22 protein-coding genes are annotated in these 25105 nt (G+C 46.9%); 7 read left to right on the top strand and 15 right to left on the bottom strand.

The window, feature by feature from the left end; all coding sequences use genetic code 11:
* Positions 1–88 precede the first annotated feature (88 nt).
* A complete protein-coding gene (locus ACFS25_RS15050) occupies positions 89–475 on the bottom strand; it encodes a hypothetical protein (protein WP_381502405.1) in 387 nt (128 codons plus the stop codon).
* A gap of 154 nt (positions 476–629) precedes the next feature.
* Between ACFS25_RS15050 and ACFS25_RS15045 the strand changes: the two genes are divergently transcribed.
* Positions 630–1406, top strand: coding sequence for an NUDIX hydrolase (locus ACFS25_RS15045; RefSeq protein ID WP_381502403.1), 777 nt, complete (start codon positions 630–632; stop codon positions 1404–1406).
* A 222-nt stretch (positions 1407–1628) separates the two neighbouring features.
* Here the strand turns inward: ACFS25_RS15045 and ACFS25_RS15040 are convergent, their stop codons facing one another.
* The 5 genes from ACFS25_RS15040 to ACFS25_RS15020 all read right to left on the bottom strand — a co-directional run bounded on the left by ACFS25_RS15040 (position 1629) and on the right by ACFS25_RS15020 (position 7716).
* Positions 1629–2711 carry an NAD(P)/FAD-dependent oxidoreductase gene (locus tag ACFS25_RS15040; RefSeq protein ID WP_381502400.1) on the bottom strand — a complete coding sequence of 361 codons (1083 nt, stop codon included), beginning with the start codon at positions 2709–2711 and terminating at the stop codon, positions 1629–1631.
* 421 nt (positions 2712–3132) lie between these two features.
* Positions 3133–4173, bottom strand: a complete 1041-nt coding sequence (locus ACFS25_RS15035; RefSeq protein ID WP_381502397.1) for a GNAT family N-acetyltransferase — start codon at positions 4171–4173, stop codon at positions 3133–3135.
* 335 nt (positions 4174–4508) lie between these two features.
* Positions 4509–4718: a group II intron maturase-specific domain-containing protein gene (locus ACFS25_RS15030; RefSeq protein WP_381502394.1), complete on the bottom strand. Its 210-nt coding sequence runs from the start codon at positions 4716–4718 to the stop codon at positions 4509–4511.
* Positions 4719–4780: 62 nt separating this feature from the next.
* Positions 4781–6616, bottom strand: a complete 1836-nt coding sequence (locus ACFS25_RS15025; protein ID WP_381502391.1) for a serine hydrolase — start codon at positions 6614–6616, stop codon at positions 4781–4783.
* A gap of 32 nt (positions 6617–6648) precedes the next feature.
* Positions 6649–7716 (bottom strand): helix-turn-helix domain-containing protein, encoded by a 1068-nt coding sequence (locus tag ACFS25_RS15020; RefSeq protein WP_381502388.1) that lies wholly within the window; start codon positions 7714–7716, stop codon positions 6649–6651.
* A gap of 726 nt (positions 7717–8442) precedes the next feature.
* Here ACFS25_RS15020 and ACFS25_RS15015 point away from each other — a divergent pair.
* Positions 8443–9417 (top strand): NADP-dependent oxidoreductase, encoded by a 975-nt coding sequence (locus ACFS25_RS15015; RefSeq protein ID WP_381502385.1) that lies wholly within the window; start codon positions 8443–8445, stop codon positions 9415–9417.
* Positions 9414–10322 (top strand): helix-turn-helix domain-containing protein, encoded by a 909-nt coding sequence (locus ACFS25_RS15010; RefSeq protein WP_381502382.1) that lies wholly within the window; start codon positions 9414–9416, stop codon positions 10320–10322. Before ACFS25_RS15015 ends, ACFS25_RS15010 begins: the two co-directional genes overlap by 4 nt.
* Positions 10323–10458: 136 nt before the next feature.
* Here ACFS25_RS15010 and ACFS25_RS15005 read toward each other — a convergent pair whose 3' ends face one another.
* From ACFS25_RS15005 to ACFS25_RS14990, 4 genes are all read right to left on the bottom strand, one after another.
* Positions 10459–11061 carry a YdeI/OmpD-associated family protein gene (locus ACFS25_RS15005; protein ID WP_381502379.1) on the bottom strand — a complete coding sequence of 201 codons (603 nt, stop codon included), beginning with the start codon at positions 11059–11061 and terminating at the stop codon, positions 10459–10461.
* Positions 11062–11195: 134 nt separating this feature from the next.
* On the bottom strand, positions 11196–11990 hold the full coding sequence (locus tag ACFS25_RS15000) for an SDR family oxidoreductase (RefSeq protein WP_381502373.1): 795 nt from the start codon (positions 11988–11990) through the stop codon (positions 11196–11198).
* Positions 11991–12173: 183 nt separating this feature from the next.
* Positions 12174–12491, bottom strand: a complete 318-nt coding sequence (locus tag ACFS25_RS14995) for a hypothetical protein (protein WP_381502369.1) — start codon at positions 12489–12491, stop codon at positions 12174–12176.
* 126 nt (positions 12492–12617) lie between these two features.
* A complete protein-coding gene (locus tag ACFS25_RS14990; protein WP_381502365.1) occupies positions 12618–16373 on the bottom strand; it encodes a two-component regulator propeller domain-containing protein in 3756 nt (1251 codons plus the stop codon).
* A 62-nt stretch (positions 16374–16435) separates the two neighbouring features.
* Between ACFS25_RS14990 and ACFS25_RS14985 the strand changes: the two genes are divergently transcribed.
* Together ACFS25_RS14985 and ACFS25_RS14980 are read left to right on the top strand one after the other, a co-directional pair.
* Positions 16436–16639 carry a hypothetical protein gene (locus ACFS25_RS14985; protein ID WP_381502363.1) on the top strand — a complete coding sequence of 68 codons (204 nt, stop codon included), beginning with the start codon at positions 16436–16438 and terminating at the stop codon, positions 16637–16639.
* A 687-nt stretch (positions 16640–17326) separates the two neighbouring features.
* On the top strand, positions 17327–18406 hold the full coding sequence (locus ACFS25_RS14980) for a 3-oxoacyl-ACP synthase III family protein (RefSeq protein ID WP_381502361.1): 1080 nt from the start codon (positions 17327–17329) through the stop codon (positions 18404–18406).
* A gap of 112 nt (positions 18407–18518) precedes the next feature.
* Here the strand turns inward: ACFS25_RS14980 and ACFS25_RS14975 are convergent, their stop codons facing one another.
* From ACFS25_RS14975 to ACFS25_RS14955, 5 genes are all read right to left on the bottom strand, one after another.
* The gene (locus tag ACFS25_RS14975; RefSeq protein WP_381502358.1) at positions 18519–18728 is read right to left on the bottom strand and encodes a hypothetical protein; all 210 of its coding nucleotides are present in this window, start codon (positions 18726–18728) and stop codon (positions 18519–18521) included.
* Positions 18729–18784: 56 nt separating this feature from the next.
* Entirely contained in the window at positions 18785–18940 is a 156-nt protein-coding gene (locus ACFS25_RS14970; RefSeq protein ID WP_381502357.1) for a hypothetical protein, read from the bottom strand.
* Positions 18941–19406: 466 nt separating this feature from the next.
* A complete protein-coding gene (locus ACFS25_RS14965; RefSeq protein ID WP_381502355.1) occupies positions 19407–19805 on the bottom strand; it encodes a hypothetical protein in 399 nt (132 codons plus the stop codon).
* A 76-nt stretch (positions 19806–19881) separates the two neighbouring features.
* Positions 19882–20565, bottom strand: a complete 684-nt coding sequence (locus ACFS25_RS14960; RefSeq protein ID WP_381502353.1) for a hypothetical protein — start codon at positions 20563–20565, stop codon at positions 19882–19884.
* 48 nt (positions 20566–20613) lie between these two features.
* Complete coding sequence (locus ACFS25_RS14955) at positions 20614–21843, bottom strand: THUMP-like domain-containing protein (RefSeq protein ID WP_381502350.1); 1230 nt, start codon at positions 21841–21843, stop codon at positions 20614–20616.
* A gap of 101 nt (positions 21844–21944) precedes the next feature.
* Here ACFS25_RS14955 and ACFS25_RS14950 point away from each other — a divergent pair, with 101 nt between their 5' ends.
* The gene (locus ACFS25_RS14950) at positions 21945–23582 is read left to right on the top strand and encodes a SulP family inorganic anion transporter (RefSeq protein ID WP_381502347.1); all 1638 of its coding nucleotides are present in this window, start codon (positions 21945–21947) and stop codon (positions 23580–23582) included.
* Between the two features lie 73 nt (positions 23583–23655).
* On the top strand, positions 23656–25074 hold the full coding sequence (locus tag ACFS25_RS14945; protein ID WP_381502345.1) for a glycoside hydrolase family 30 protein: 1419 nt from the start codon (positions 23656–23658) through the stop codon (positions 25072–25074).
* Positions 25075–25105: the final 31 nt, after the last annotated feature.

Genomic DNA, 25105 nt, shown 5'->3' with positions numbered 1-25105 from the left:
GGGGATAGGGAATTTATTGTTGGCCCATGAGTGTGCAGACCTCATCGGCGGACCAGCATCAGTAATAAATTCCATATCCGAAATCAGATTAGTTTTTTATGCGCACGGCAGTGGCATCAAACATATTCATCAACTGCCCTTTAAGATGATCATCGTCGGTCTTGATTAGCTCAATAGGAACCTCCCCGGCCTGAGTCGTATCCATGTAGAGGGTGAGTTTTTTGCCAGACTCTTCTTCAACCTTGCTGATGGGGGTGGCCTCCGTTTTTTTACCCGTTGGGTCTTTCAACTCGCCGGTTAGCTTACCGTCCTTTCGCACCAGGTCCGTAACAAACTTGGTGTCGCCGTCGGGCAGCCCTACGACCGTGATTTCCCATTTACCGGCGAAAAAGTCCGTTGGGGGCGTAGCTTGTGAGTACCCTTTAACGCAAAGGCCCAATATTAAAATGAATAGGAATAGGCTTACTTTTTTCATTATTTCATTTGTTTAAACCGTGAAACTCACTTTAACTTGTTGATTGTCAATATGTTAATCTGCATATAATCGTAATATGTAAATTTTACTGAATAAAGGTATGAAGCTTCTTTTAATTTGTAAAATTTACATAATAGTTTTTTACTTTTGATGTATGAACTCACGTGAAGAAATAGACGATTTTGTTAAAAACGGGCATCAGCAGTACTTACCTCACCTCAGTATTGACCCCGTTATTTTCGGCTACCACGACCAGCAGCTTAAGATTCTCCTGCTTAAATGGATTGGTCATAATGGCTGGGGACTTCCCGGCGGATTTATCCAGCGAAGAGAACCTCTGACCCAAGCCGCCCATCGCATCTTGCAGGAGCGAACGGGCCTAGACGACGTATTTCTTCAGCAGTTTCACATTTTCGGCGATTCTCCTTACCGGCTCCGGGAGCAAAGTGCTCGTGAGTTGACGGAAAAACTTGGCCATCAAATAGATCAGGATAGCTGGTTATTTGAGCGGACCCTGTCGATTAGCTACTTTGCCTTGGTGGATTACTCAAAGGTTAGCGTCACGACGGATTTCTTTACCGAAGATTATCAGTGGTGTGATGTGCGGGAGATTCCTTCGCTGTTATTCGATCAGAATGAGGTCGTTGACAAGGCGTTAGCGACGCTTCGGCGTCAGCTTTTTCACGAGCCGATTGGGTATAATTTATTGGCCGAAAAATTCACGCTACCCGAAATTCATGCCCTCTACGAAACGATTTTAGGCAAAAAACTCGATCAATGGAATTTTGCCAAAAAGCTGGTGAGCTTGGGTATTATAAAAAGATTGGCTGAAAAACGTTCGATTGGTGCTCACCGATCTCCTTTCCTGTATCAGTTTGAGAAAGAAACCTATGAGGCTGCTATGGAGCAGGGGATTGTTCAAACGTACTAATTGTGAAATTGTAGTTTTTCTTCCAATAGAGAAAAATTATCGTTGGTCTGCCTGGGCTGCCGGACAGTTGTAAACCGCACTGGCAGACCGTGAGAGTCGTAGTTTCAAGTCCTTTTTCACACACAGTTCCTTGAGTGTGAAAAAGGATAACCATCTGTAAAACAATCCTTTGTTTTAATTCAGGTTGTTTAACAATTTCGTCCATGCAATCCCTGCTTCAAGTTAATTAAATCTTGAGGGTCGGTAAGAAGATAGTAAAAAATCATCCTGATCGCTCAGTATCTCGCCAGCAGCCAGTCTGCCTGCGACAGCAGCAAGCGTTACACCTGCATGCATGACCGACACATACAAACCTTCGATATGGGGTGTTCGACCGATAATGGGTAAACCGTCCTGAGGTATAGGTCGTTTTCCTATCATAACATTCGTAACGTTGATTTGCCCTGCACCTTGCCAATGTGCCTTCAGTTGTTCCAGGCTGCGTTGTGCTATCGCCTGCGGATTGTTTTCTATTGATTCATCAGTATACTCTGCTGCAGATAGTGTCAGCGTAGCTGAAGCAGCCCGTATGTCCATGAATGGATTAGAAATAATCCGGTTCACGAACTGGTGAGGAGTGTGAAAAGCTATTAAAATAGCCGGCGATATATTTATTGGCAGGGTTACATCCAGTGGCTGACACAAGGTGGTTGTATTGACTCCTGCTGCTAACACGACAGTATCAGCCGTTATCTTACCATTGGCAGTAATGACCCCTGTAATGCGTGATCCGTTGGTCATCAACGACAATACCTCGTTTCCCAGTTGACAATCGGCACCGGCTTGGCGAGCGGCTGTAATCAATAATTCTGTGGTCAGCCTGGCATCAATCGCCCCTTCATTTTCGGCTAATATGGCCTGAGCAGGTACAATTTTTAGATTTGGTTCTAACAGACGTATTTGCTGTTGATCGACCAGATGCACCTGATAACCAGAATTTATAAGTTTACCCGCCATGCGAACGGTCTCTGCTGGATCCTCACGCCAGGTTAAAGCACCCGACCAATCGACGTTGAGTTGCCCCTTCAGTTCATCCTCTACTCTGTGCCAATCAGCAATTGCCTGTTGCCTAAGCGATATATACGTTTCGGGGGCATCATGCGTAACCGTAATCCAGGCAAATGATTTTTCTGTTGCGCCACTAGCTGAATTGGGCGCTTTATCAATCAACGTAACACGCGCATTTTTGCGTACTAAATGATAAGCGAGGCTGGCACCCACAATGCCAGCCCCCACCACCACAATATGAGGAGATTTAGAGATCATATATTTATACTGGTGAAAACTGAAAAGTTCAGAAACACTACTATCGTATGCGACCAATTGAATTGACTCAACTACTACGCTAACATGGTCAGAAGATTAGCTCAACCTAGCTAAGGTTAATTCGCGTAATTAATTAATTTTTATTTGTCGAACTCGTAATCACCCATATCCTGGAAAATTGAGGCTGGCCAGTCAACGGTTAAAAACGTTCACGAAGACTCTTGTGGCTGTTGCACAACCCCGCCTGTTCCTTCGCTTTTTCACAGCCAGGAAAAGTGTCTCGGGAGTATGACCATCCCAATTTTAGTGCTACTGCCTGGCTGACGATGAACTTGCTTGTAAATTTCATATACTTCTTCAAATTGAAGGCAACGTCTATAAGCTATTTATATACTAAGGGCTACACAAGGTGTATTAAGCATTACTCATCGTTTATCCTCAAATAAGCTTGCAAAATGCTGATATCAATTTGCCAGTCTGTATGAGTCGTCCAAGGCTTAAACCCCAAGGCTTGATTGATGCGTAGCATACCTACATTGTCAGGCGTGTTTCCCGCTCGTACGTAGCGAGCCTGCCGATTCACAGTCAAGACCTTATGTAGATTAGCGGCCTTCATCCAGCGGCCTAACGAGTGACGACGATGCTCAGGGTGCACGGCGGTAGCCTGCTGAAACAGTAAGCTCGCTCGCTTGGGATCCCAATACAGCTCGCTTAATCCTACAAGTTGCCCACTCGATCTGTGCTCAACGAAAGTCGTTAAGCGCTGCTTTCCGCTCTTAATCATCAGCTCATCCTCTTCCTGTAGTGCCTCCGATGTCGTCTGCCAGTCCTGGACGTCGCTTTCTTCTTTGGATACTGTATTGATCACGTCTCGCAGCGTGGCGATCTCCCCCAACCGGTCTATCGGATAAGCCCCCTGATGCTGCCACAAGCTATAGTCCAAAGTTTCACATTCACGTATCCAGCGTGTAAGCAGCCCTGGCTCCATCTCGTTCAAATCGAGTTGGATAAACTGCTGTTCCTTAGTAAGTTGCGCGCCTATATAGTGTAGCACAATTTCCCCTGCCGGTAAACGGCTACTGGCATTGGTTAGCAGTTTAGTACGCTCTTTCTGTTGAGCGTAAGTGGCGATTTGGGTCATCAAACACGTGCCTAGATGCCGACGACGATAAAGAGGTAGCACACTCAGGTAAACAAAAGCCAACTGTGTGTTCTGTTCCAGTGGTATCTCTACTGTAGCACTTGCCACGACTTGGTCTTGGTCCCACAGCAAGAAATAACGTCTTTCAGACTTACTTTTCCCATAGCGCAAAGCGGTTAGCTGAGCCTCTTGATTTAAGGGTGGGTCTTCGGGTATTCGCTCGGCATGTAAGAGCTGATCATGTCGAGCTATAGCGAGTAGAATAGTCTGGCTGGCTGTGGTGGTATCTACGATTTCGAGGTACAGATCTGTGTTGAGCATGGTAGGATTTTTATAGCGAGCTTAGCCGTATTGCCAAGATAACATGGGCGAATAGGTCGTCTAACCTGTTGTATACTAAACTCATCGGGGCCGTCACCAGCCCTGCTGGTCTTCAAAACTGGGCGTGAGACTTTCACCTCTTGCGGATCGAGGTAGTTTATGATGGACCACTAACAAATCACCGAACTTTAAAAACAGTTTGTGGTGAGCACATTGGTATTTTGTTGTTTAAGCAGAAAGCGAATCTCCGCTTCAGGGTACTTACCCATTCGACTACTGCATGGGCAACCCCGTCCAATATACTCAATCCCTATAAAACGGACTTCGATTACCAACTACTTTGATGAACCTAACGATATGCGTATCTCTATGTTAGAAGAGAGAAGCGCCTTAGTTTGCCGCCGTAAAACTCCAGCCTTTCGAGCAAGCGCCCCAGTATTGTTTGCGAAGCCAGTAGCCCTTTTTCGAGGATGTCTCCGCTGTGCCCATCGCCTTAGCTTTCGGAATATAATGTGTGTCAACCGGGTAAAGTGTTTACTACTCACCACCGTGGCGCAGCCTGTGCCGTACCTTTTTGTATATACATCCTAAATGATCGGGTCTTCTGTTAATGGCCTAATAAAGTCGTTAACTTGTCCTTACTGTCTTGATCTGCCGGGTCTAGCTGGAGGGCCGTTTGATAAGCAGCAATCGCCTTGGTTTTATTACCCTGTTTTTGGTAAAGATCTCCATAGCGAGCGTACACGATACCTTCTTTAGGATAACGCTGTTTAGCCAGTTCCAGCACTCCCTCAGCGGCTGGTAGATTGGCCGGTCGATTGCTCACAAAATCGTAGGCCATATACGTGAGCTGATAGACGGTAAGGCTCATTGCCCGGTAGCCGTCCATGGCTTCCGCAATGCGGCCCATTCGTATCAGTTCGTTTGGTAAATATACTCCTTCAGCCAAACGGGGCATGGGTGTTTTCTGCCATTCGACTCGTACAGAATCAACTCGCCCTGTTTTTCCCCGACTGAAATACGCTTTGGCCGTATAATCGGTAAAAGCAATGGTGTCACGGCCTGTTGGTACGCAAATAATATCATTACCGTTGTTAATTTTTTCAATTAGTAGATTACCCTTACGCCGGAAAGTAACGACCTCATCGGCGCTCCGTTGGTAACGACCGACGTAGGCCTCCAGCAGCGAATCAGGTAATATACAGGTCGTTAGCGGTTTAGGTAGAAAGCCCCTCCAGCCGTACACCTGTGCTACTGCCCGGCGAATTTCTTTGCCCAGTTCGTTCGCGCCATTATTGTCGTTCATCATCACCACCAGTCCGTTCCCATTCACTAAACTGCCGGTAGCGTCGGCAATGAACCCGGCATTGGAGCCAGAGTGATTGAAATACCGACTGGCTTCGTCGGCTTGATTAGTAGTTTGTAGCAGGAAGGCACCAAGTCCAATTTGCTCCTTAATGAAGCCATCACTCACTAAGGCTAACGGGGTCATCATGTCTTTCACCGATGCCTGGTTAAGTACACCGCCTTTGTCGCGGTAACTGTTTTGTAGGTCGATAATGATTTTAGCTAAGTCACCCGCTGTCGTATGAAGTCCGGCTGCTGCCTGCTGTGGATAGACGTAGGGCATACCTTTAAACCAACCGTTCGTTGAGTACGCCCATGACAGATAGGGGGCCAGCGCGGGTGGCAGCGGCTGCTCAAACGTCGTACGCCGTAAACCCAGCGGCTTGAAAATCGTCTCATTAGTAAAGGTGGCGAAATCCTTACCCGCAACGTCCATCATCGCCATCTGTGCTACCAGATAGCCCCCGCCAGAATACCGAAACTCCTTACTTGGCTCGCTGTTAACAACGACCGCCCGACTATCAGTACCCGGTTTCCCCGACAAGATATCAACCACCGACGGTAGCGGTTTTTTATCGGGTGTAAAACCAAAATACGCTGACTGGCTCGTACCGCCACGATGACTCAGCAGCATACGCAATGTGACGGGTGTTTTACGGGTGAAGTCATTATCGGTTAACTTCCAGGAGCTTAGATACTTGTTTATAGGCGTTTCGAGATCCATTTTACCCTGCTCTACCAGTTTCAGAGCCGCCATGGCTGCCACTAATTTGGAGATAGACCCCGCCGAAAACATGGTTCCATTGGTTACCGGCCTATGGTTAGTTGTATCGGCAAGCCCGTATGATTTTACCCAATCCACTCGGTAGTTGTGAATCACGGCGACGCTTACCCCCGGTACACCGTGGTAACGCATCCGTTCTTGCAGACTCCAGCCTTTCAAGCCTTCAACCGGTACGTAGGGCAGCAGGCTGTTTTCGACGGCGGCTATCCGGTCGGCGAGTCGTTTTGGGGGCTGTGTTAAAGCGTCGGCACCCGTAAGCATGAGTAGGCCCGGCAGCAAGAGCAAGGTGAGCCGGGGAGAATGAAAAGTCATAGTCGGTTATATTTTCCGTAAACATCCGACTCTTAACCATTGGTGTCGTCCCGAAGTATGATTTGGAACCTCTTTATGTATTCTTTTGGGGTGTGACCCATCTGTTCTTTAAAGACGCGGTTAAAGGTGGTCTTTGAGGAGAAACCCGCATCGAGAGCCAAGGCCAGAATTGTCATCTGATCAGCGTCTCCCGCTACTAAACGTCGTTTAACTTCGGCAATGCGGTAGGTATTGATATAGTCGGTAAAGGACTGGCCAAACCCCACGTTGATTGTTCGGGAAATAACATTGGGGGAAAGGCTCAGATGCTCGGCCAGCGAAGCTAAGGTAAGGTCAGGATCCTGATACATTTTATCGTCTTGAATGGCTCGTTGGATTTGCTCCTGATGCTCGTCCTTAACCAGGACCGCCGGTTGCTTCTTAGCGTCGGACTGGAATCGGTTATAACCCCGTCCAACCAGGGCTACTGTGTATACAAGAACGGGTAAGACCTGAGTCGTTAGAAAAAACTTAGGATCTTGTGGAGACAGATAGATCGAGTTGATCAGGGGGTCAATGGCCGCGACTACGTAGAACAGCCCCGCTGCCTGTAGTAATCCCTTCAACCGAGTTTCCCGATTGTCGGTTTGCTGAAGCGTCTGCCAACTTCGATACAAAAAATATAGCATCAGCAGAGAGCCTATATAGTGCTCGATGTAGCGGGTGTAAGGCTTGTGAACCGTCAGCCAGAACCAGGCTTTAGTGGATAGGGGTTGAAACATCAACACGGTATAAAATAGAACCTGCATGGTTACCGGCACAAAGTGCCACCAACGTAGCGATGTGGGTTTAGCTAAACGAGCCTGCACATACCCGTACAGTAGAGGACCAAATCCCCAGGAGAAAAACAAGGGCGTAAAGTAGAGCCACCGGTGATGGTAGTAAACACCCGACCGACTTAAGAAGTAGTCAACGACCTGCAAGGTGAGTCCGGTCAGCAGAAAGGCCAACCAACGGTTTGCCGGTTGTTTTGGTAAAAGCAACAGCCAGGTTACAGTCGTAACGCCTTGCACGATGCAGAAAACATCAAAGAGGCTTCTTAGGTTTAAGTAAACATTCATTCGTCAACTTATTAACTGACAACGATACCCACAAGATAATAACCTCTCATAAAACAACAATGGATCCCTATCGATGAACCGAATTTGGCAATCAATGACTGCTATGTAACTATTGGCTGTACACCATAAATCAGGGCCTGTACAAAGTTGATATGAGTGACAAACTAGCCCTTTTACCAAAATGCCCGATAGTGTGCAATTTTTTTATAACGAGCACTTAAGCCTTTCTTACGGCTGCCTGTTCGCAAAATTGGGTTGTCCAACAACCACTAGCATTTACTAAGAATATATAACTGTGGGTTACAAATTCATGTTGAGTAAGAAGTTGTGTTAGGTAAAGTCGTGACCCTTACAACAATTGAGAAGGCTAAAAAAATAACCACCATCAACTATCGGTTAGTGCGATTTTTTTATGAATCAGGCTTGGCGTATCCACAATCATTCAGTCCCTTTGTCAAGGCAAAGACGGAATGTCAACCTTGGTGTTTAAACCGTCTTTTCGCTAATTAACAACAGGGAAATCAGGCACTAAACCTGCATTAAAGTTCGCTGACTTATAGCTGCCTTCCGATATCTGTAGTAAACGTTAAGCCGTTTGACAACATGCGTTTGAGTTCAGGGTAGTGCTTACCGGCTGTTTTGGCTAAAACAAAAGGCAGTTTGATTAAACCTGTTTTTCATACAGTGGCGACCTTTGTGTCGTCAACAAAAACAAAATAGCTTCTTATGAAAGCAGTAAGAATTCACGCTTTTGGTGGACCAGAGGTGATGAACGTAGAAGACATTGAACGCCCCGTGCCAGCCGCCGATGAAATTTTGGTAAAGGTGTATGCCAGCGGTGTTAATCCTGTAGACTGGGCAATTCGGGAAGGGGCAAACGAAATGATGAGGTCCTTTTTGACTTTGCCGTTGACCTTGGGGTGGGATGCGGCTGGCATTGTAGAAGAAATAGGTAGCGAAGTAACCTCCTTTCAGAAAGGCGATGCCGTGTACGGCGTGCCGAATTTTCCCGGCAATGGCAGCTACGCCGAGTATTGTGCGGCCAAAGCCAGTCAATTTGCTTTTAAGCCGAAAAGCATCGGCTTTACGGAGGCTGCGGGTGTGCCCCTGGCAGGACTCACGGCCTGGACGGCTCTCTTTGAACACGGAAAATTGCAGCCTGGTCAACGCGTTTTAATTCAAGGGGCATCGGGTGGAGTAGGGGGTTTCGCGGTGCAGTTTGCCAAAGCAAAAGGGGCGTATGTAATTGGAATTGCTTCGGCAAGCAATTTGGATTATCTGAAGGAGCTGGGAGCCGATGAGGTAATTGATTACCGGAGCCAGAAGTTTGAAGAACTGCTACACGGCATGGACGTAGTGGTTGAAGCTTCGCCCCTTCGCGATAACGAGGAACGATTGAAATCGGTGGCCGTATTAAAAACCGGCGGCATATTCGTGAGCGTCAATACAGATTTTCCATTTAATGAGGAAGTGCTGGCCGCGCTGGCCGGAAAACAGGCCAAAGGCGAACTCGCTGCTAACCAACCTAAGCAGGAATGGTTAGCAGAAATCGCTCAACTAATTGATAAAGAAAGTGTTAAAATTCTCATTAGCAACGTGTTTCCGCTGGAGCAGGTGGCGGAAGCCCACCGCGAAAGCGCAACCTGGCATGTGCGGGGCAAACTGGTATTGGAAGTAAGAAAAGAAGGTGAACCTGTATGAAACACTTTAAAACGATAAGCGAATTTCATGAGTTTGTGAATTTGCCTAAACCCCAACATCCGCTACTCAGTGTAGTGGATGTTGAAACAGTGCCGCACTGGAATGGCGGTGAGCCTATTACTATGATACTGGATTTTTATGCTATTTCTGTAAAAAGAATGCGTAACGTCAAAGTAAAATATGGGCAGCATCCGTTTGACTTTAATGAAGGCATCATGTCTTTTATGTCGCCCAACCAGGTGTTTAGTATTGCTGTTGATAATAAAGACGAAGAAGTAGAAAAGTCAGGATGGGTGATCTACATGCATCCTGATTTTATCTGGAATACACCGGTAGCCAAAACTATAAACCAATACGATTTTTGGGATTATTCGCTCAGTGAAACCTTATTTCTTTCGGCAAAAGAAGAAGCGACCATCACGAATATCGTTCTCGCTATTCAACAGGAGTATTATTCCACTATTGACAGGTTTAGTAAGCAAATCATCGTCTCACAAGTTGAAAGTTTGCTGAATTATGCTGACCGATTCTATCATCGCCAGTTCATTACGCGGGAAAAAGCCAACCATCAGGTACTCGAACGGTTAGAAACACGGCTTCACGATTATTTCAACAGCGATGATTTGGTAGAAAGAGGCTTACCAACCGTTCAGTCTATTGCGGAACAACTATGTCTATCCCCAAAGTATTTAAGCAATCTACTGCGCGTATTAACAGGGCAAAACACCCAGCAGCATATTCATGCTAAGCTACTGGCAAAAGCCAAAGAAAAATTATTGACCACGAACCTGACAGTGAGCGAAATTGCTTACGAATTGGGGTTTGAACATGTGCAATCCTTCAGCAAGCTGTTCAAAACAAAAACGAAACTGTCGCCTATGGAGTTTAGAACTTCATTTAATTGACAAAAGTTGTGCAACAGCCACGCCCGTTTTGTGAGACAATATCGTTGAGTGGTGATATAGGGGCTTGGTGGTTATGCCCAAGATCAGGGTTCCCAGACACATTTCAGCAACGAAATGTCCGGTTCCCACTCGACTTTTATAGCGTCGGGTGCTTTTTAGTCCAACGAAGTAGTTTTGGCTTTTGCTGTTGATCGGCCAGCTCGATTAGTTCATCGATTCGGTTCTGTCGTGTCACGGCTCGTTTGGCCAGTACGAGCCACTGTAGAATCGTGCGCTTGTCGGAACGGCTCAAACTCGAAAAATAGCTTTTCGCCTTTGGCCTTTCTTGCCAGGCTTGTTCTAAATCTGCCGGAATGATCAGCGCTTCGATTTCGTCCAGCATTAACCAGGAGCCGTTTTGTTTTGCCCGGTCAATACAAGCCAAACCCGCACTGGTCATCAGCCCGGCCTGAATCAGCCGTTGAATCCGTTCTTTGTTCACCTTCGACCAGCCACCAGCTGGCTTTCGGCGGCTGAAAAACTGCATATAAGTCTCCTCATCGATTGGTTTAGCCCGGCTGTCGATCCATCCGAAACAGAGGGCTTCTTCAACCGCTTCGTTATAGGTTATGCCCGGCGTTGCGGACTTCTTCTTAGAATAAATTAGCCAGACAGCCTGTTTTTTATCGTGATGTTCCTGCAGCCACTCCCGCCAGTGCTGACGAGTTGCCGGCCAAAAAGAGTCAATTTCTTGTTTCATTCCTATCGTGGGTTGAGGTGAGCAACAAACGAATCAGCCAGTCCTATTGCGTCGGAATGACCTACGCTACGCATCAAGGCTGGTTGATTAGCTACCGCATAGCGACCAGGATCAGCCATATAGCTATTAACGGCTCAGAGCCCGAAGGTTTTGGCGGCTCCCCACTCGAAAAACCGATACGAGAAAAACTGCAAAATGGGCAGCATTTTCGCATCAAGGCCGACCCGATAACTAAAACGAGGGTGCGGGGTACCAAGAATACGTACAGCAACTTCCGCTACGGGATCGGGAGAGGATGCTTTTTCGATGGAACTTGAAAACGCTGAAACCGCACTCGTACGGGCTTTGTCATACGCAGCAATCGTAGGTTGAGCGTATTCGAAGGACTGATTCAGATTGGTTTTAAAGAAGCCAGGCTCAATGACCGAAACCTGAATGTTAAACGGTTTTACTTCCAACCGTAGCGACTTGAAAAAACCTTCCAACGCATGTTTAGAGGCTGAGTAATAACTCTGAAACGGCGTGCCGATCAAGCCTGCCAGCGAACCAATGGTAATGATGTGGCCCTTCTGCTGGGCTCTCATTAAGGGCAGGATGGCTTTGGTCATGTTGACGGCTCCCCAAAAATTAGTATCCATCTGTTTATAGGCTAAGGCCGAACTGGTTTCCTCGGCACTGCCATTAATAGTGATACCCGCGTTATTGATTAATGCATCGAGCACCACTGATTTAGCCGACAATGTCGCTACACAATGCTGAATCGACTCTTGGGAAGTTATATCCAGCTCCAAGAGCTCAAAGGCAAATTGGTGCTGATATTTTTCCGGAAACCGGCTGGTGCCAAATACGTTGACACCGCTCTGATGAAGTTTGTTCGCGATGGTCAGGCCAATACCCGACGTAGCGCCTGTAACTAATACGTTCTTCATGACTAAATACGGTTGATTGGTTGTAGTACTTAACAAGATAAAAGGTAGAGTGGTCAAGGGACCGGAGCAGCAGAGAGGTCATCGTAAATTAAAACGGTATCCATATACAAGAGTACAGTATGGAAATGTCCACTATCAGGCTGATAGACAGTCTTGTTCCCTTCGTAAACCTATTTTAGTCGATTACACCTTATTTGATTTCTTTGCCAGTAGTTGCTTGACCAACTTCTCTACCAGGTCAAGCCTGGCTTGTTGGCCGTCAAGGCGGCCTTCCTTGACCTGGCCAGCTTTTTCTAACTGAATACAGTATAGGGTGAGTTCTTCAATCTTCTCCAGCAGTTTCGCATTCATTTTCACAAGATCAACGCCTGACTCAACGACCTCTTGGGCCGAAGGCACACCGGGCAAATGACCATGCTGGCCAATGTAAGCCGCAGCGGAGCCTAGGGGACGGCCCATAGCGTCCCAAGCCGAGAACCGACACTGCTTATAGTCAGGCATGCCCCATCGAAACCGGGTGCTTTAAATCAATTTTTATGGTCACTGCCCTCGATCCGAATACCGCCCTCGTCCAGCCATAGCTTCAGCGGTAAGTGCGTAGGTGATAAGCAACGATTAAACCCATAGCTAGTTAGTGACTTCCTGCGGCAGCGTCTGATCGGGCAAGCCTATAGGGAGGACAATTGTGAAGACCGTTCCTTTGTGCTGCTCACTTTGTAACTCCAGCGTACCGGCATGAAGCTCCACAAACTGCCGCGCAATCACCAGGCCCAAGCCCGTACCTTGAATGGCATTGGTGTTACTGGCTCGAAAAAAAGCCTGAAACAAATTAGCCACATCAGCCGCCGGAATGCCAATGCCCTGATCGATGACTTGCAGCGTTAGCTGATCGTCCCCAAAGGCCAGCCGCAACTCCGGATTACCGCTGGAAAACTTGAACGCGTTCGACAACAGATTGATCAGCACATGACTCATTAGTTTGTCATCGATATAAGCGCTTCGGGGTGTTCCCTGGATGACAACCTGCACCACGCGCTCATCAGGGCGCTCACTAAAATGGGTGTCGATCAACGTTTTACAGAAGGCCAGCACATCGATCCAGCGGGGCATAAAGGGTACTTTTCCGGCCTCGATCTGACCGATAGTCAACACATCAGTCAGTAAAAGACTAAACTGATCAATTTGTGATTCAATCACACCCAGATGTTTTTGAATCGATGGTCTGGCGCGGTCGGGGGGGAAGTCCAGATACCGCCCGATCAAATCGACACTGGATTGGATGGTCATCAGGGGGGTTCGGAACTCGTGCGACGCGGTGGAGACGAACTGGGATTTGAGTTGATTGAGTTCCTGTTCCCGTTGAAGGGATTGCTGGAGGACAAACTCTTTTTCTTTCTGGCTGGTCACATCACTGGCAAGGCCAATATGACGCAGCACCTTCCCCGCTTCATCGCGAATGATAAAGCTGCGAATCATCAGCCAGCGTATGGGCTCGTCTTTTGGCTGTAGTCGATAGTATAATTCCCCTTCTAGGCCGGCCCGATACTGCTCCGTAAACGAGAGAACAGCCGGTCGGTCTTGGGGCACGGCAGTCTCCATCAGGAAGAAGGGCTCGCCCTGTAATTGCTCAAACGTTGTGTTCCATACCCGCTGGCCGGCTGGATTAATATACATTAACCGGAAGGGATTGGCCGAATGAATCCAGAAGACCTCATCGACATTATCGGCAATTTCCCGAAAGCGCTGCTCACTTTCCTGAAGCTGTTGCTGAGCCGCCTGCTGCTCGACTTTAGCCTGTAGTAACTGCATATGAAGCGCCTGCTCCTGTAGTTCCTGTTTCTGATGGAGTACCTCCCGGGTGCGCACCCGCACCTGATGTTGTAAGGCTACCTGTTGCGCTTGGATGCGGGTAACCCGCAGGCGATACGCCCCGTAAAGACTACCAATAAGCAATAGGGCAACCAAACTTTTGAACCACCCCGTTTGCCAAACCGGGGGTGTAATGTGCAGATTGACAAAGGTACCCCGTTGATTCCAGACCCCATCGTTATTGGACGCTCTGACCCGGAACACATAGTCTCCGGCATCCAGATTGGTATACGTCGCCGTTCGCTTGGTACCCGCCTGAATCCAATTGGCATCGAATCCTTCCAGTTTGTAGGCGTACTGATTGTTCCCCGAAATCGTATAATTCAAGGCCGCAAACCCGAACGAGAGAACCGATTGGTCGTAGGCGAGCGTAATGTCGCGGGTTTCCGTAATGGCTTTTTTAAGCACCGACTGCGCATCCTGCACGCGGACCGACTGGTTGAAGAGTTGAAAGTCGGTAATATAGACCGGTGGAATGAACGAATTAAACCGCAAAGCGTCAGGATAGAAGCTGTTGAGTCCCTTTAAGCCCCCAAAAAACAACTGCCCAGTCCGACTTTTGTAGCAGGCCATGCGGTTAAAGGCGCTTTCCTGTAATCCATCACTGGACGTAAAATTGCGGATCGTCCGGGTGTTCGGCTTAAAGGCACTCAGACCTTTGTTTGTACTTAACCAAAGGGTTCCCTGCTCGTCCTCCAGAATACCCAGAATCACCTCGTTAGCCAAACCGTCTGCCTGCCGGTAAGCCGTAAATGTCTGAGTACGGTCATCGAACTGGTTTAACCCCCCATTGGTACCCATCCAGAGTTGACCCGTACGGCTTTTGAAGAGAACATTAACCTGGTTGTTACTCAGGCTTTTGGGATTTTGGCTGTCGTGCACATACTGGGTAAACCGGTTTTTATCCGGATGGAATACATTAATTCCCCCTCCATCGGTGCCCATCCAGATATTGCCTGAGGGGTCTTCCCACAGGTTTGTAATGCTATGGTGGATTAGCTGGCCTGTCTGGGTAGGGTGGGATTGGTAGCGCGTACGAGATCCCGTGTTTTTGTCGTAACGAATCAAGCCATCTTCGAACGTACCCAGCCACATAATCCCATTTCGTGCCTCCAGGATGGCACTAATACTGAGCGGTTTAAAGTTACCCTTGGGTTCAAAGGTGCCTTTGGTCCGATTAAACAGCGTTAGACCGCCTTTATAATTACCTGTCCAAAGGCGGTTGGCGCTATCTTCATACAGCGTCAACACGTAGTTAGAGCCACTGGTCGAAGCCTGCTGACTGGTGTCGCGGTAGGCCGTAAAAATGGACTGCCCCTTTTTCAGCACGTTGATACCCCCTCCATCGGTTCCCAGCCACAAATCACCCCCTTTATCTTCCAGGACATTTAATATGTTGCTATTGGTCAGATTGTTGGTGTTGAACGGAGTGCGCTGGACGAGTTTAAATTTGGGCGGTATGGCGTCAAGCTTATTGACACCCCCCGAATACGTGCCGATCCACATGGTCCCCACGGGATCCCGGTACATCGAATAGATCGAACCATTATTAAGGCCCCGGTTGTTATCCACTTGGTAGGTATAGTACGAAAAGTGACCGTCAGGATGTAACAGATCGATCCCTCCGTTTTGGGTACTTATCCACAGGTTATGGTCCCTGTCTTCGGCCAGGGCCAGCACATCGTTATCGGTTAATTGAGTGGACCGACCAGGCGTGTACAGAAAGTGCGTAAATAGGCCTGTCGCTCGATCAAGCAGATTTAATCCGCCTTCACTAGTACCGGCCCAGAACCTGCCCTGGGAATCCTCCAAACAGGTGGTTATCTGATCATCACTTACCGAATGCGGATCGGCGGAATTGTGTCGGTAATGGGTAAAAGAATTGGTTTTGGGATCCAGTCGATTGAGCCCCCCAACGGCGCTGCCCACCCAGAGTATACCGGCTCGATCAATACAGAGGGCACTCACCCAATCGTGGCTTAAACTGCCTGGCTTGGCGGCTTGATGGGTGAAATGGGTGAAGGTTCGTTGCTGGGTATCAAACCGATCCAGACCCCCACCGGCTGTTCCCACCCACAGGTAGCCTGCTGCATCCTGGACAATGGCTGTGACCTTGTTGTGAGCCAGGCTATTGTCGAGCCCGGGGGTGTGTTTATAATTGATAAAGGTTTCTGTATTGACCTCAAATAAACTAAGCCCCCCATCATCGGAGCCGACCCACAATCGACCCTGCTTATCCTCGAAGAGGGTATGAATATGGTTATGGCTCAGGCTGGAGGCATTCCGGGGGTCGTTTCGATACAGCGTATAGGTGTAGCCGTCGAATTTATTAAGCCCATCCTGGGTACCAAACCACATAAAGCCTTTTTTGTCCTGCAAGATGCAGGTTACATTGTTTTGGGATAGTCCCTGATTGGTAGTCAGGTAGGTGAATGGGTTATCCGGCGTCTGGGCTTGGGCGAGTTGGGCTAACCAGAGGCTGGCTAGTAGGTAGCTAACGAAACGGATTGGCATGGTACTTTTGCTCGGTGCCGCAAATAGCCACCTGTGCTTTATAGGATAAATTTAACAACATAATGTGTATATTAATAACTATAAGTAACACTGAAGTAAAAAGTACGCCCCCTCCGTTGGGTTTTTCCCGTTTTGTCTATGCGGAGGCCGCCGTTGAGCAAGCAATTGCGCCTTATAATTCAGTACCTGCGCATGCGCTTTTGGGGTATCAGACCGCACCGGCAGCCCGGGCCGAATCAGGCACACCGGCAGGGAGGTCGTCGTAAATTGAAATGGTATCCATATACAAGAGTACCGTATGGAAATGTCCACTATCAGGCTGATAGACAGTCTTATTACCCTTTGTAAATCTATTTTAGTAGCCTGCGCTGCCAGCCTTCCTGCGAAAATAGGTAGACCTCTGTACGAATTTCGTACCAATCCTTCCCCTTCTCCTCCTGCTCTAACCAATGGTATAACGTATGGTGAAAACTTTCTAAAGCTTGATTTCGTTGAGCTAAGTTACATCAACTTTTTGGCCCCGATGATCAGTAGGTAATAACTAAGTATGAACTTAGCTATGTAGTTTCGCAACGAGGAAAGGCTCCCGTTTCTGGTTGCCATTAAGATTAATTGACTGATAGTCCAACAAATAATCATTTAGTAGTAGTATGGGCCTAATAATGAACGTGATATCACCGGATACAGCTAGATTATGGTTCGGGACTGATACACCCATTCGACAATACAAAATCAATTTTCAGGAATGGGCTGCCTGTAAGCGTGTAAATCAGGTATTTATTTCACCAGCAGATATGTCAAAAAGAGGGCCGTACTTGACGTCAGACAAAGATTCATTTGCCAGAAACGTCCAGATGCAATTACCGTCCAAAACTCTTTTGGTCGAAGAAGGCTATGAAAGGGCTTAAAAGTGTACCAGCTATGGTTATTGTACCGAACTTGCACTTATTCGTATGACTCATCCAATTAAATCGATTATTGCCGCCAGCGGCAGTTATATTCCAACCGTCAGAATTAGCAATGAAGATTTCATCGATCACTGCTTTTTCGATAAACATGGTTCACCCTTGCTCCAGGACCAGGCTACTGTTCTTGACAAATTTAAGGCCATCTCCGGCATAGCAGAACGCCGGTATGCCCAACCCGACCAACAAGCCTCCGATCTGGGATTTTATGCGGCTAAAGATGCTTTAGGAAGTTCAGGTATTGATCCAGAAAGCCTTGATTATCTGATTGTTGCTCATAACTTTGGTGACGTGGTTGTGGGCAGCAATCGAGTTAACATGGTCCCTTCGCTGGCTTCCCGCATTAAGGCATTGCTTCAAATCAAGAATCCGAATTGCGTAGCCTATGATCTGGCTTTTGGCTGCCCCGGCTGGCTGGAAGGCGTCATTCAGGCCACCTATTATATTCGGTCGGGTGATGCCCGCCGGTGTTTGGTTATTGGTACTGAAACCTTATCCCGCGTTACGGATCCTTATGATCGGGATTGTCTGTTATTTGGCGATGGGGCTGGCGCGATCATTCTGGAAGCTGCTCAGGGAAGTCAGACGGGTGTGCTTGCCCATTGTACTCAAACTCACGCCTATGAACATGCACACCTACTATTAATGGATCGGTCAAATGCTCCGCAGCAGGTGAATAGTGAAGATATTTTTATGAAAATGAATGGTCGTAAACTTTATGAATTTGCTCTGACCAATGTTCCTTTGGCTATTAAAGCGGTTTTAGACAAAGCAGGCATACCCCTTTCGGCGGTCAACAAAGTACTTATTCATCAAGCCAATGATAAAATGAACGGGGCTATTCTGGAGCGGCTTTTTAAGCTGTACGATATGCCAATGCCCTGCCCAGAGTTTATGCCAATGACGATTTCCTGGTTAGGCAACAGTTCTGTAGCTACAATTCCAACGTTGCTGGACCTGATTTTGAAGGGAAATTTAGCGAACCATCAGATAAACCCAGGCGATAAAGTGGTATTCGCGTCGGTGGGAGCAGGGATGAACATCAATGCTTTAGTCTACCAGTTCTAATATATGTAAATTATAACTTTGTGCAATTGAGAAATCAATTTGATTGACAGCATCAGGCACCATTGCTAGGTGGTTTGATTACATTGTCAAAACAACTCGTTGTACCGGCCACTTACAGAAAATTAATTTTATTTTTAATAAACTGAAGAGCAAAATAGGTGTAAGCCAGGAGGGCTACGCTTTTCACAATTGCTGCCAAATGGTTTAACTCATCAACGCCGGTTTTTAGGCCCATTACTAAACCAATCAGAGTTTCACAATACCAACCGAAAGACAGTAAGCTGGCTGTAATCATCAGTAGTAAAAGGATAGATCGACGCATGCTAGTGGAAAAATAAGTTGGTTACATGAGCTTTGACTCTAATAGACAGGTGTTCGTCACTTATGCGTAGGATAGATTTTTAGAAAAATACCTACACTGGCCAGACCAGTTAAAGCGGTGCCTGACAGCAAGCCATTGAGTGGTATTACCGCAATCATACCGGGCATGGAAAAAATGCCGATTTTCTCATTATCACCTGGAAATGACATCATGAATTCAACGCATTTTTGCCAGATTTTGGGCGTGCCCAGTAAATTAGGAAAGGCATTGTCGTAACTATAGTTAGGGTATAGACGAGACCGAATCCAGCTACCTGAAAAATAAATCGGAGAATCATTTTAGGCGCTTTTACAGAACAGGAACGGTTCCCGAAAGTAATGCACCTGTTATAAGTTTACCAGCCTAAAATAATAGTCGGTAGGTTTAAGCCAATAACTTACGGTACGGCTTCATTAGTTGGAGGTTTATTATAAGAGAGATTTTGAGCGAGAACCACCCCTAAGCCGGATGACTCTACAGTCAGTAACGTATTTAAGTGAGCACAGTGTCACGTTATACCCATACCTAGCCCAGCCCACACGGGGGTTAGTTGACTTAATGGGCTTTTACCGGAAGGTATAATAAATGTCGGCCCGTCTGTTGCTGACATTTATGCTTTCGACAACGGTTATCTAAAGCCTATACTTTACTCTCCGGATAGATTTTCTTATGATTGGTAACCAATATAGCGTACTGTTCGGGTGTTAGTATGGATTTGTAATTATGTACTTTCTCGGTCTCAACGACTATGGCTAAGGCTCTTAATTTTTTGTTATTGAGACCAGAAGCTTTCAACTTTTTTACGCCTTCATTATAGTTTACAGTAGCGTCTGTGATTATTTGTTTGGCCTTGGGTAGTTGCTGATCGGTCAGTTTAAGCCTTTGTTTATCCGCCTTTAAGACTGATTTGACGATCATGCCAATTGTTACACCATTATTCAGGAAAACGAATTTTTCGTTTTCCACCGATTTGCCCTGACCAAACATACTTGGCGCCGACACCACTAAAAGGGCAATGACTATACTAATGATTTTCATTTCACTTATTTTAAATAAGAAACCGCTTAATTAGACTGTACACATTTTTTTGTAGCTGACGGTTGAGTTTGTCTGCTTAATTACTTTTCTTCGATTTCACCGCTTCAACATTATTCTTACGGCTTTCCAGTTCCGTAAGAGCTGTTTCCTGTTCGGTCTTGTTGGTCGCAATATCTTTGGTGAGCTGCTCCAGTTCTTTGGCGTTATCATCAATACGTTTCAGCAGTCGATCTTTCTCTTTGGCATTCTGCTCGATTTCACGCTGAAGCCGTTCGCCATTGCGAACCGTTTTCTGGTGATTCTTCTGAGCCTCGTCAAAACTGCTTTCAGATATCCGCACTTCCTGCCCATACAATGATTTGTTGGCAAAGCTTTTTAAAAGGTCTTCAGCGGCTGAGTAACCAGTGCCTCCGGTCGTAACAAAATTTCCGTTTCCCAAGTCGAAGGAGGTAAAAATAGTAGCGGCTGTGCGCGACGTTTTTACCGTACTGACAAGATTAATTGGTTCCGACGAAATCGCGGGAATACTTGCGTTTGGAACCCGATATGTGCTCCGTGAAGAGGATGCTCGCCCGTAGGTTTGCAGTTGGGTCTCCCAGTCTTTTTCAATCTGTTTTCCGTCACCCTGAATGGTTAAATAAAGACCAGCTAATTTAGCTTTGTCAACAGTATTTTCACCTGCATATATGGTTTGAGCAAAGCTTGAGGTTGGTAGAGATAACAAGCAGTTAATCAGGACAAAGTAAAGTATTTTTTTCATGGTTGTATTATGTTCATCCGGCTAGATAACACGAATGAGATAAATTTGTTATGAATGAATTGAATCAACTTTTTTGGTAATCAATAAGCGTTTGTCACCGTTCAGTAGGGTTGTTGCCAGAATATAGACACTGCCTCCTTCACGTAAAGATAATTTTTTCCGCAGCTCCGCTACGGTCTGCGGGAAGTTTCGAACCGTAAGATTCGCTTTTAGGTCAGGAACCGCCATTTTGAGCGTTTTGGCATCTGGTTTAATAACCTGTTGAAGCGTGAATATGCGGCCGGGAAAGTCCCGCCGTACTTCATTGCTGGTGTAAAGGTGGCTGTTAGGTGCCAATTTCGCCAGACCGAATCGAGCAGCTACCAACCGAAAAGCTCCCGCCTTCAACACGGCTGCATTAGGTTCATAAATATACGTATGTGGACTGCCGAAGGTAACATCTGCTGTTCGTTCTTCAGCCCAGTGAAAACTTAACTTAATTGTCTCGTTAGCTATCAGGTTAACAGCGTTAAATCTTACGCTATCTTTGGCAACTAGTTGATTACCAATGGTGAACAATATTTCTTTTACCTCACCCTGTACGGCCACGATATGTACAGATTCGACTGCACCCATTAACTGTCTGACGGTCGAATCAATGTCAAGTAACGGAGATGCCTTCAATAAAATTCGGTTTCCCTTGCTTAATAAACGCGCAAGGATGTCGGGCTGCAATATGTCTGGTTCACAATCTTCGAGCCGGACAACCTTGCCGCCCTGTGAATCACGTCGGTGGGGGTCAAGATAAATCCAGTCTGCTATTTCCCCTGGCTCTTCCATAGAATTAATCATGGCCAGCCCGTCGCCAGTCCGAACAGCTACATTCGTAGCGCCTAGTAGAGGTAGATTATGAGCGGCTAGTTGAGCTAACTCTGCATCGCGCTCTATATACACGACCTGCCCAACCTGTTGAGCAAACGCCCATGTATCGACGCCCATCCCGCCCGTGAGGTCATGTAAACGGTCGCCACTTACTAAAGATGCTTTGTAGCGCGCCGTTTGCTCTGACGATGCCTGCTCGACTGATAGTGCGGGTGGAAATAGTAATGCGTCGTTGGCATACCAAATCGGTAGTTTCTCCCGCGCTTTTTGCCGGGCTGCAATCTGAGCTACCAGTTTTTTACTATCCAGTCTGGCCTGAATTGACCCTGTCGGATTGGTTCGCAGCAATAACGCTCGAACGTCGTCGGTAATGTGAGTACGAATAAACTCGCGTTCAAGCAAAGAAAGAGCAATCAATGGATGAGTATTAATGGTTTTTAATCTCTTTTTAATATTGTGAAACGCTTGACTATTCTGTGGCGTTACAAACGGGTAATACCGACAATAAACCATCCTTTATGAAACGAGTTAGTCCGCTTCAAACACTTACGCACTATAGAACGAGCTATTTACGGCAGGACCTTCCTGCTAGTTTATCCGTTTTTTTAGTAGCTCTACCACTTTGCCTGGGTATTGCATTGGCGTCTGGCGCTCCGTTATTTTCGGGACTGGTAGCGGGTATGATTGGCGGTATCGTGGTTGGTCTATTGTCTGGTTCCGAAATTAGCGTTAGTGGGCCAGCGGCTGGACTAGCCGTGATTGTGGCTGACGCCATTGCAAAAGTAGGCTCTTATGAGGCATTTTTGGTAGCGGTAGTACTGGCGGGGGGGATGCAATTTATGCTGGGCTTAATTAAAGCGGGTCGTTTTAGCAGTTTCTTCCCGGATAGTGTCATTAAGGGAATGCTGGTTGCCATCGGAATTGTTATTATTTTGAAACAGATTCCGCATGCTCTGGGCCGCGACAATGATTACGAAGGCGAATTTGAATTTCAGCAATTAGCTGACGGTGAAAATACAATTTCAGAAATTTACCGGGCCATTGAAACAGCCAGTACTGGGGCCGTAGTGATCAGTTTGGCTTCAATGGTATTTTTAATCACCTGGGAGCGGATAGCAGGGCGCAGTACACGGTCTTTCTTTAAAAATTTCCCATCTGCATTGGTCGTGGTGGTATTGAGTGTTGGCTTAAATGAGTTCTTTCGAGTAGCCGTTCCGGCCTGGTATCTGGGTGATACGGCCCACCAACACATGGTGCAAATTCCAACTATTACACCGGGGAAGGGTTTATTTTCGATTTTCGATTTTCCTGATTTTAGTATCCTAAGCAACCTGAAGATATACGGAATTGCCGCTACGATTGCACTCGTGGCTAGTCTTGAAACCTTATTGAACCTGGAAGCATCCGACCGACTCGACTCGGCCAAACGTATATCATCCACTAGTCAGGAGCTGGTGGCGCAGGGTGTGGGTAATATGTTGTCGGGTCTGATTGGTGGTTTGCCTGTTACATCCGTAGTGGTGCGGACTTCAGCCAATGTGTATGGTGGCGGACGAACCCGGATATCGGCTGTTCTGCACGGGGTTTTCATAATGATAGCGGTATTTCTGGGTGGTCCGCTACTAAACCTTGTTCCGTTGTCGTGCCTGGCGGCCGTGTTAATTATGGTCGGTTATAAACTCGCTAAACCATCTATTTTTAAGAAGACATACCGTGACGGCTGGAGTCAGTTTGTGCCGTTTATTGTAACCGTAGCCGGAATTGTCTTCACCGACTTATTAATAGGCATTGCGCTAGGTTCGGTTGTTGGTATCATTTATGTGTTGTACACCAATTTTCAGTCTACATTCAAATTGGCCCGCGATGGGCATAAGGTGACGATTGAGTTCGAGAAAGACCTGTACTTTCTGAGTAAACCGCAGTTAAAGGAAGTCTTGGGTACCCTTGAACCCGGCGATGAAGTGGTGATTGATGGTAGTAAAGCACCCTTCATCGACCACGATATTTTTAATATGCTGCACGATTATCGTGAGATAGCTAAAGTGCAGGGCATTGGCTACGAACTCAAAAATGTAGTATTGAATCGGCGTAAGCGGAAGCAAAAAGTAGAGGATAAAATAGTGAAAGGGGCAGCACTTTCTAATCCGCTTCAGTAAGTCGCAAGCGTATATGTCTTTAGACGCCAACCGGATAGATCCCGAATAGAGTGTCTTTTGTACAAATAGTCTCATGCAACGATTTTGGCAAGGTAGTTTTCTGGTAAGCATACTCATTTGCCTGGCAGTGCGCAGCTATGGCCAGACTGTACCGGAAATGCCCAAACAGGTTCGGGCCGAGTTTTGGCTGACGGACCCTGGCCGACCGGTTTTGTTTGTTAAACAATCGTCTATTTCCTTCACCGATGTAGCAAAGGGCAGCGCAACTATCCATGTCGATGCGTCCCAAACGTACCAGACTATCGACGGATTTGGGTACACGCTGACCGGCGGCAGTGCTATGCTTCTTAACCGAATGGATGCTCCGGCCCGGACGGCCTTACTCAATGAATTGTTTTCGACAGAAGGGAAAGGTATTGGCGTTAGTTATTTGCGCGTGAGCATTGGGGCGTCGGACCTCGACGAACGCGTATTTTCGTACGACGATTTGCCAGTAGGCGAACGCGACCCGACGCTGACTAAATTCAGTCTGGCACCCGATCAGGAAAATTTAATTCCGGTGCTCAAGCAGATTCTGGCTGTTAACCCCACGATCAAAATTCTGGGTTCGCCCTGGTCTCCCCCGACCTGGATGAAGACCAATGGTGGCTCGAAAGGGGGGAGTTTGAAACTCGAATATTATGAGGCTTATGCTCGCTATTTTGTTAAATATATTCAGGATATGCAGAAAGCTGGCATTCGGATTGATGCCATCACGATTCAGAATGAACCATTGCATCCGGGCAACAACCCCAGTTTGCTAATGCTGCCCACCGAACAGGCACTCTTTATCAAAAAGAATCTGGGACCCGCTTTTAAAACGGCAGGTATTAAAACGAAAATTATTATCTATGACCATAATGCCGATCGGCCCGATTACCCAATTACGGTATTGAACGATCCCGACGCTCGTAAATACATTGATGGGTCAGCCTTTCACCTTTATGCTGGACCAATTAGTGCGCTTTCTGACGTTCACAAGGCCTATCCCGACAAAAATCTGTACTTCACCGAACAATGGATTGGTGCTCCCGGTAATCTGAAAGGTGATCTGGTCTGGCACGTGCGGGAACTCATTATTGGGGCTATCCGAAACTGGAGCCGTATTGTGTTGGAATGGAATTTGGCTGCTGATCCGCAACAGAAACCACATACACCTGGCGGATGCGATCAATGTTTAGGCGCTCTAACCATTAACGGCAACATCGTGAAACGGAATCCAGCTTACTATAACGTAGCCGTTGTATCGAAGTTTGTCCGGCCCGGTTCTGTCCGTATTGAATCCGACTTGCCAAAATCACTGCCTAACGTTGCCTTCAAAACGCCCGATGGTCATACGGTCCTGATTGTCTTGAACGACAGTCCATTAACCCAACAATTCGCCATTGAGAGCCAGGGTAAACAGGCTCGTACCAATTTGCCGGGTGGTGCTGTGGGAACGTATGTGTGGTAAAAAAGGATAACATTATGACTATGACGAATAC

The sequence above is a fragment of the Spirosoma flavum genome (genome assembly GCF_042686045.1).
Classification (GTDB): domain Bacteria; phylum Bacteroidota; class Bacteroidia; order Cytophagales; family Spirosomataceae; genus Spirosoma; species Spirosoma flavum.
The sequence above is the reverse complement of the archived record's forward strand: the minus strand, read 5'-3'. Positions and strand labels throughout refer to the sequence as shown.

Excerpts from the sequence above, each read along its gene's own strand:
- ACFS25_RS15050 (WP_381502405.1), bottom strand. The coding sequence starts at position 475 with ATGAAAAAAGTAAGCCTATTCCTATTCATTTTAATATTGGGCCTTTGC.
- ACFS25_RS15045 (WP_381502403.1), top strand. The coding sequence starts at position 630 with ATGAACTCACGTGAAGAAATAGACGATTTTGTTAAAAACGGGCATCAG.
- ACFS25_RS15040 (WP_381502400.1), bottom strand. The coding sequence starts at position 2,711 with ATGATCTCTAAATCTCCTCATATTGTGGTGGTGGGGGCTGGCATTGTG.
- ACFS25_RS15035 (WP_381502397.1), bottom strand. The coding sequence starts at position 4,173 with ATGCTCAACACAGATCTGTACCTCGAAATCGTAGATACCACCACAGCC.
- ACFS25_RS15025 (WP_381502391.1), bottom strand. The coding sequence starts at position 6,616 with ATGACTTTTCATTCTCCCCGGCTCACCTTGCTCTTGCTGCCGGGCCTA.
- ACFS25_RS15020 (WP_381502388.1), bottom strand. The coding sequence starts at position 7,716 with ATGAATGTTTACTTAAACCTAAGAAGCCTCTTTGATGTTTTCTGCATC.
- ACFS25_RS15015 (WP_381502385.1), top strand. The coding sequence starts at position 8,443 with ATGAAAGCAGTAAGAATTCACGCTTTTGGTGGACCAGAGGTGATGAAC.
- ACFS25_RS15010 (WP_381502382.1), top strand. The coding sequence starts at position 9,414 with ATGAAACACTTTAAAACGATAAGCGAATTTCATGAGTTTGTGAATTTG.
- ACFS25_RS15005 (WP_381502379.1), bottom strand. The coding sequence starts at position 11,061 with ATGAAACAAGAAATTGACTCTTTTTGGCCGGCAACTCGTCAGCACTGG.
- ACFS25_RS15000 (WP_381502373.1), bottom strand. The coding sequence starts at position 11,990 with ATGAAGAACGTATTAGTTACAGGCGCTACGTCGGGTATTGGCCTGACC.
- ACFS25_RS14995 (WP_381502369.1), bottom strand. The coding sequence starts at position 12,491 with ATGCCTGACTATAAGCAGTGTCGGTTCTCGGCTTGGGACGCTATGGGC.
- ACFS25_RS14990 (WP_381502365.1), bottom strand. The coding sequence starts at position 16,373 with ATGCCAATCCGTTTCGTTAGCTACCTACTAGCCAGCCTCTGGTTAGCC.
- ACFS25_RS14985 (WP_381502363.1), top strand. The coding sequence starts at position 16,436 with ATGTGTATATTAATAACTATAAGTAACACTGAAGTAAAAAGTACGCCC.
- ACFS25_RS14980 (WP_381502361.1), top strand. The coding sequence starts at position 17,327 with ATGACTCATCCAATTAAATCGATTATTGCCGCCAGCGGCAGTTATATT.
- ACFS25_RS14975 (WP_381502358.1), bottom strand. The coding sequence starts at position 18,728 with ATGCGTCGATCTATCCTTTTACTACTGATGATTACAGCCAGCTTACTG.
- ACFS25_RS14970 (WP_381502357.1), bottom strand. The coding sequence starts at position 18,940 with ATGATGTCATTTCCAGGTGATAATGAGAAAATCGGCATTTTTTCCATG.
- ACFS25_RS14965 (WP_381502355.1), bottom strand. The coding sequence starts at position 19,805 with ATGAAAATCATTAGTATAGTCATTGCCCTTTTAGTGGTGTCGGCGCCA.
- ACFS25_RS14960 (WP_381502353.1), bottom strand. The coding sequence starts at position 20,565 with ATGAAAAAAATACTTTACTTTGTCCTGATTAACTGCTTGTTATCTCTA.
- ACFS25_RS14950 (WP_381502347.1), top strand. The coding sequence starts at position 21,945 with ATGAAACGAGTTAGTCCGCTTCAAACACTTACGCACTATAGAACGAGC.
- ACFS25_RS14945 (WP_381502345.1), top strand. The coding sequence starts at position 23,656 with ATGCAACGATTTTGGCAAGGTAGTTTTCTGGTAAGCATACTCATTTGC.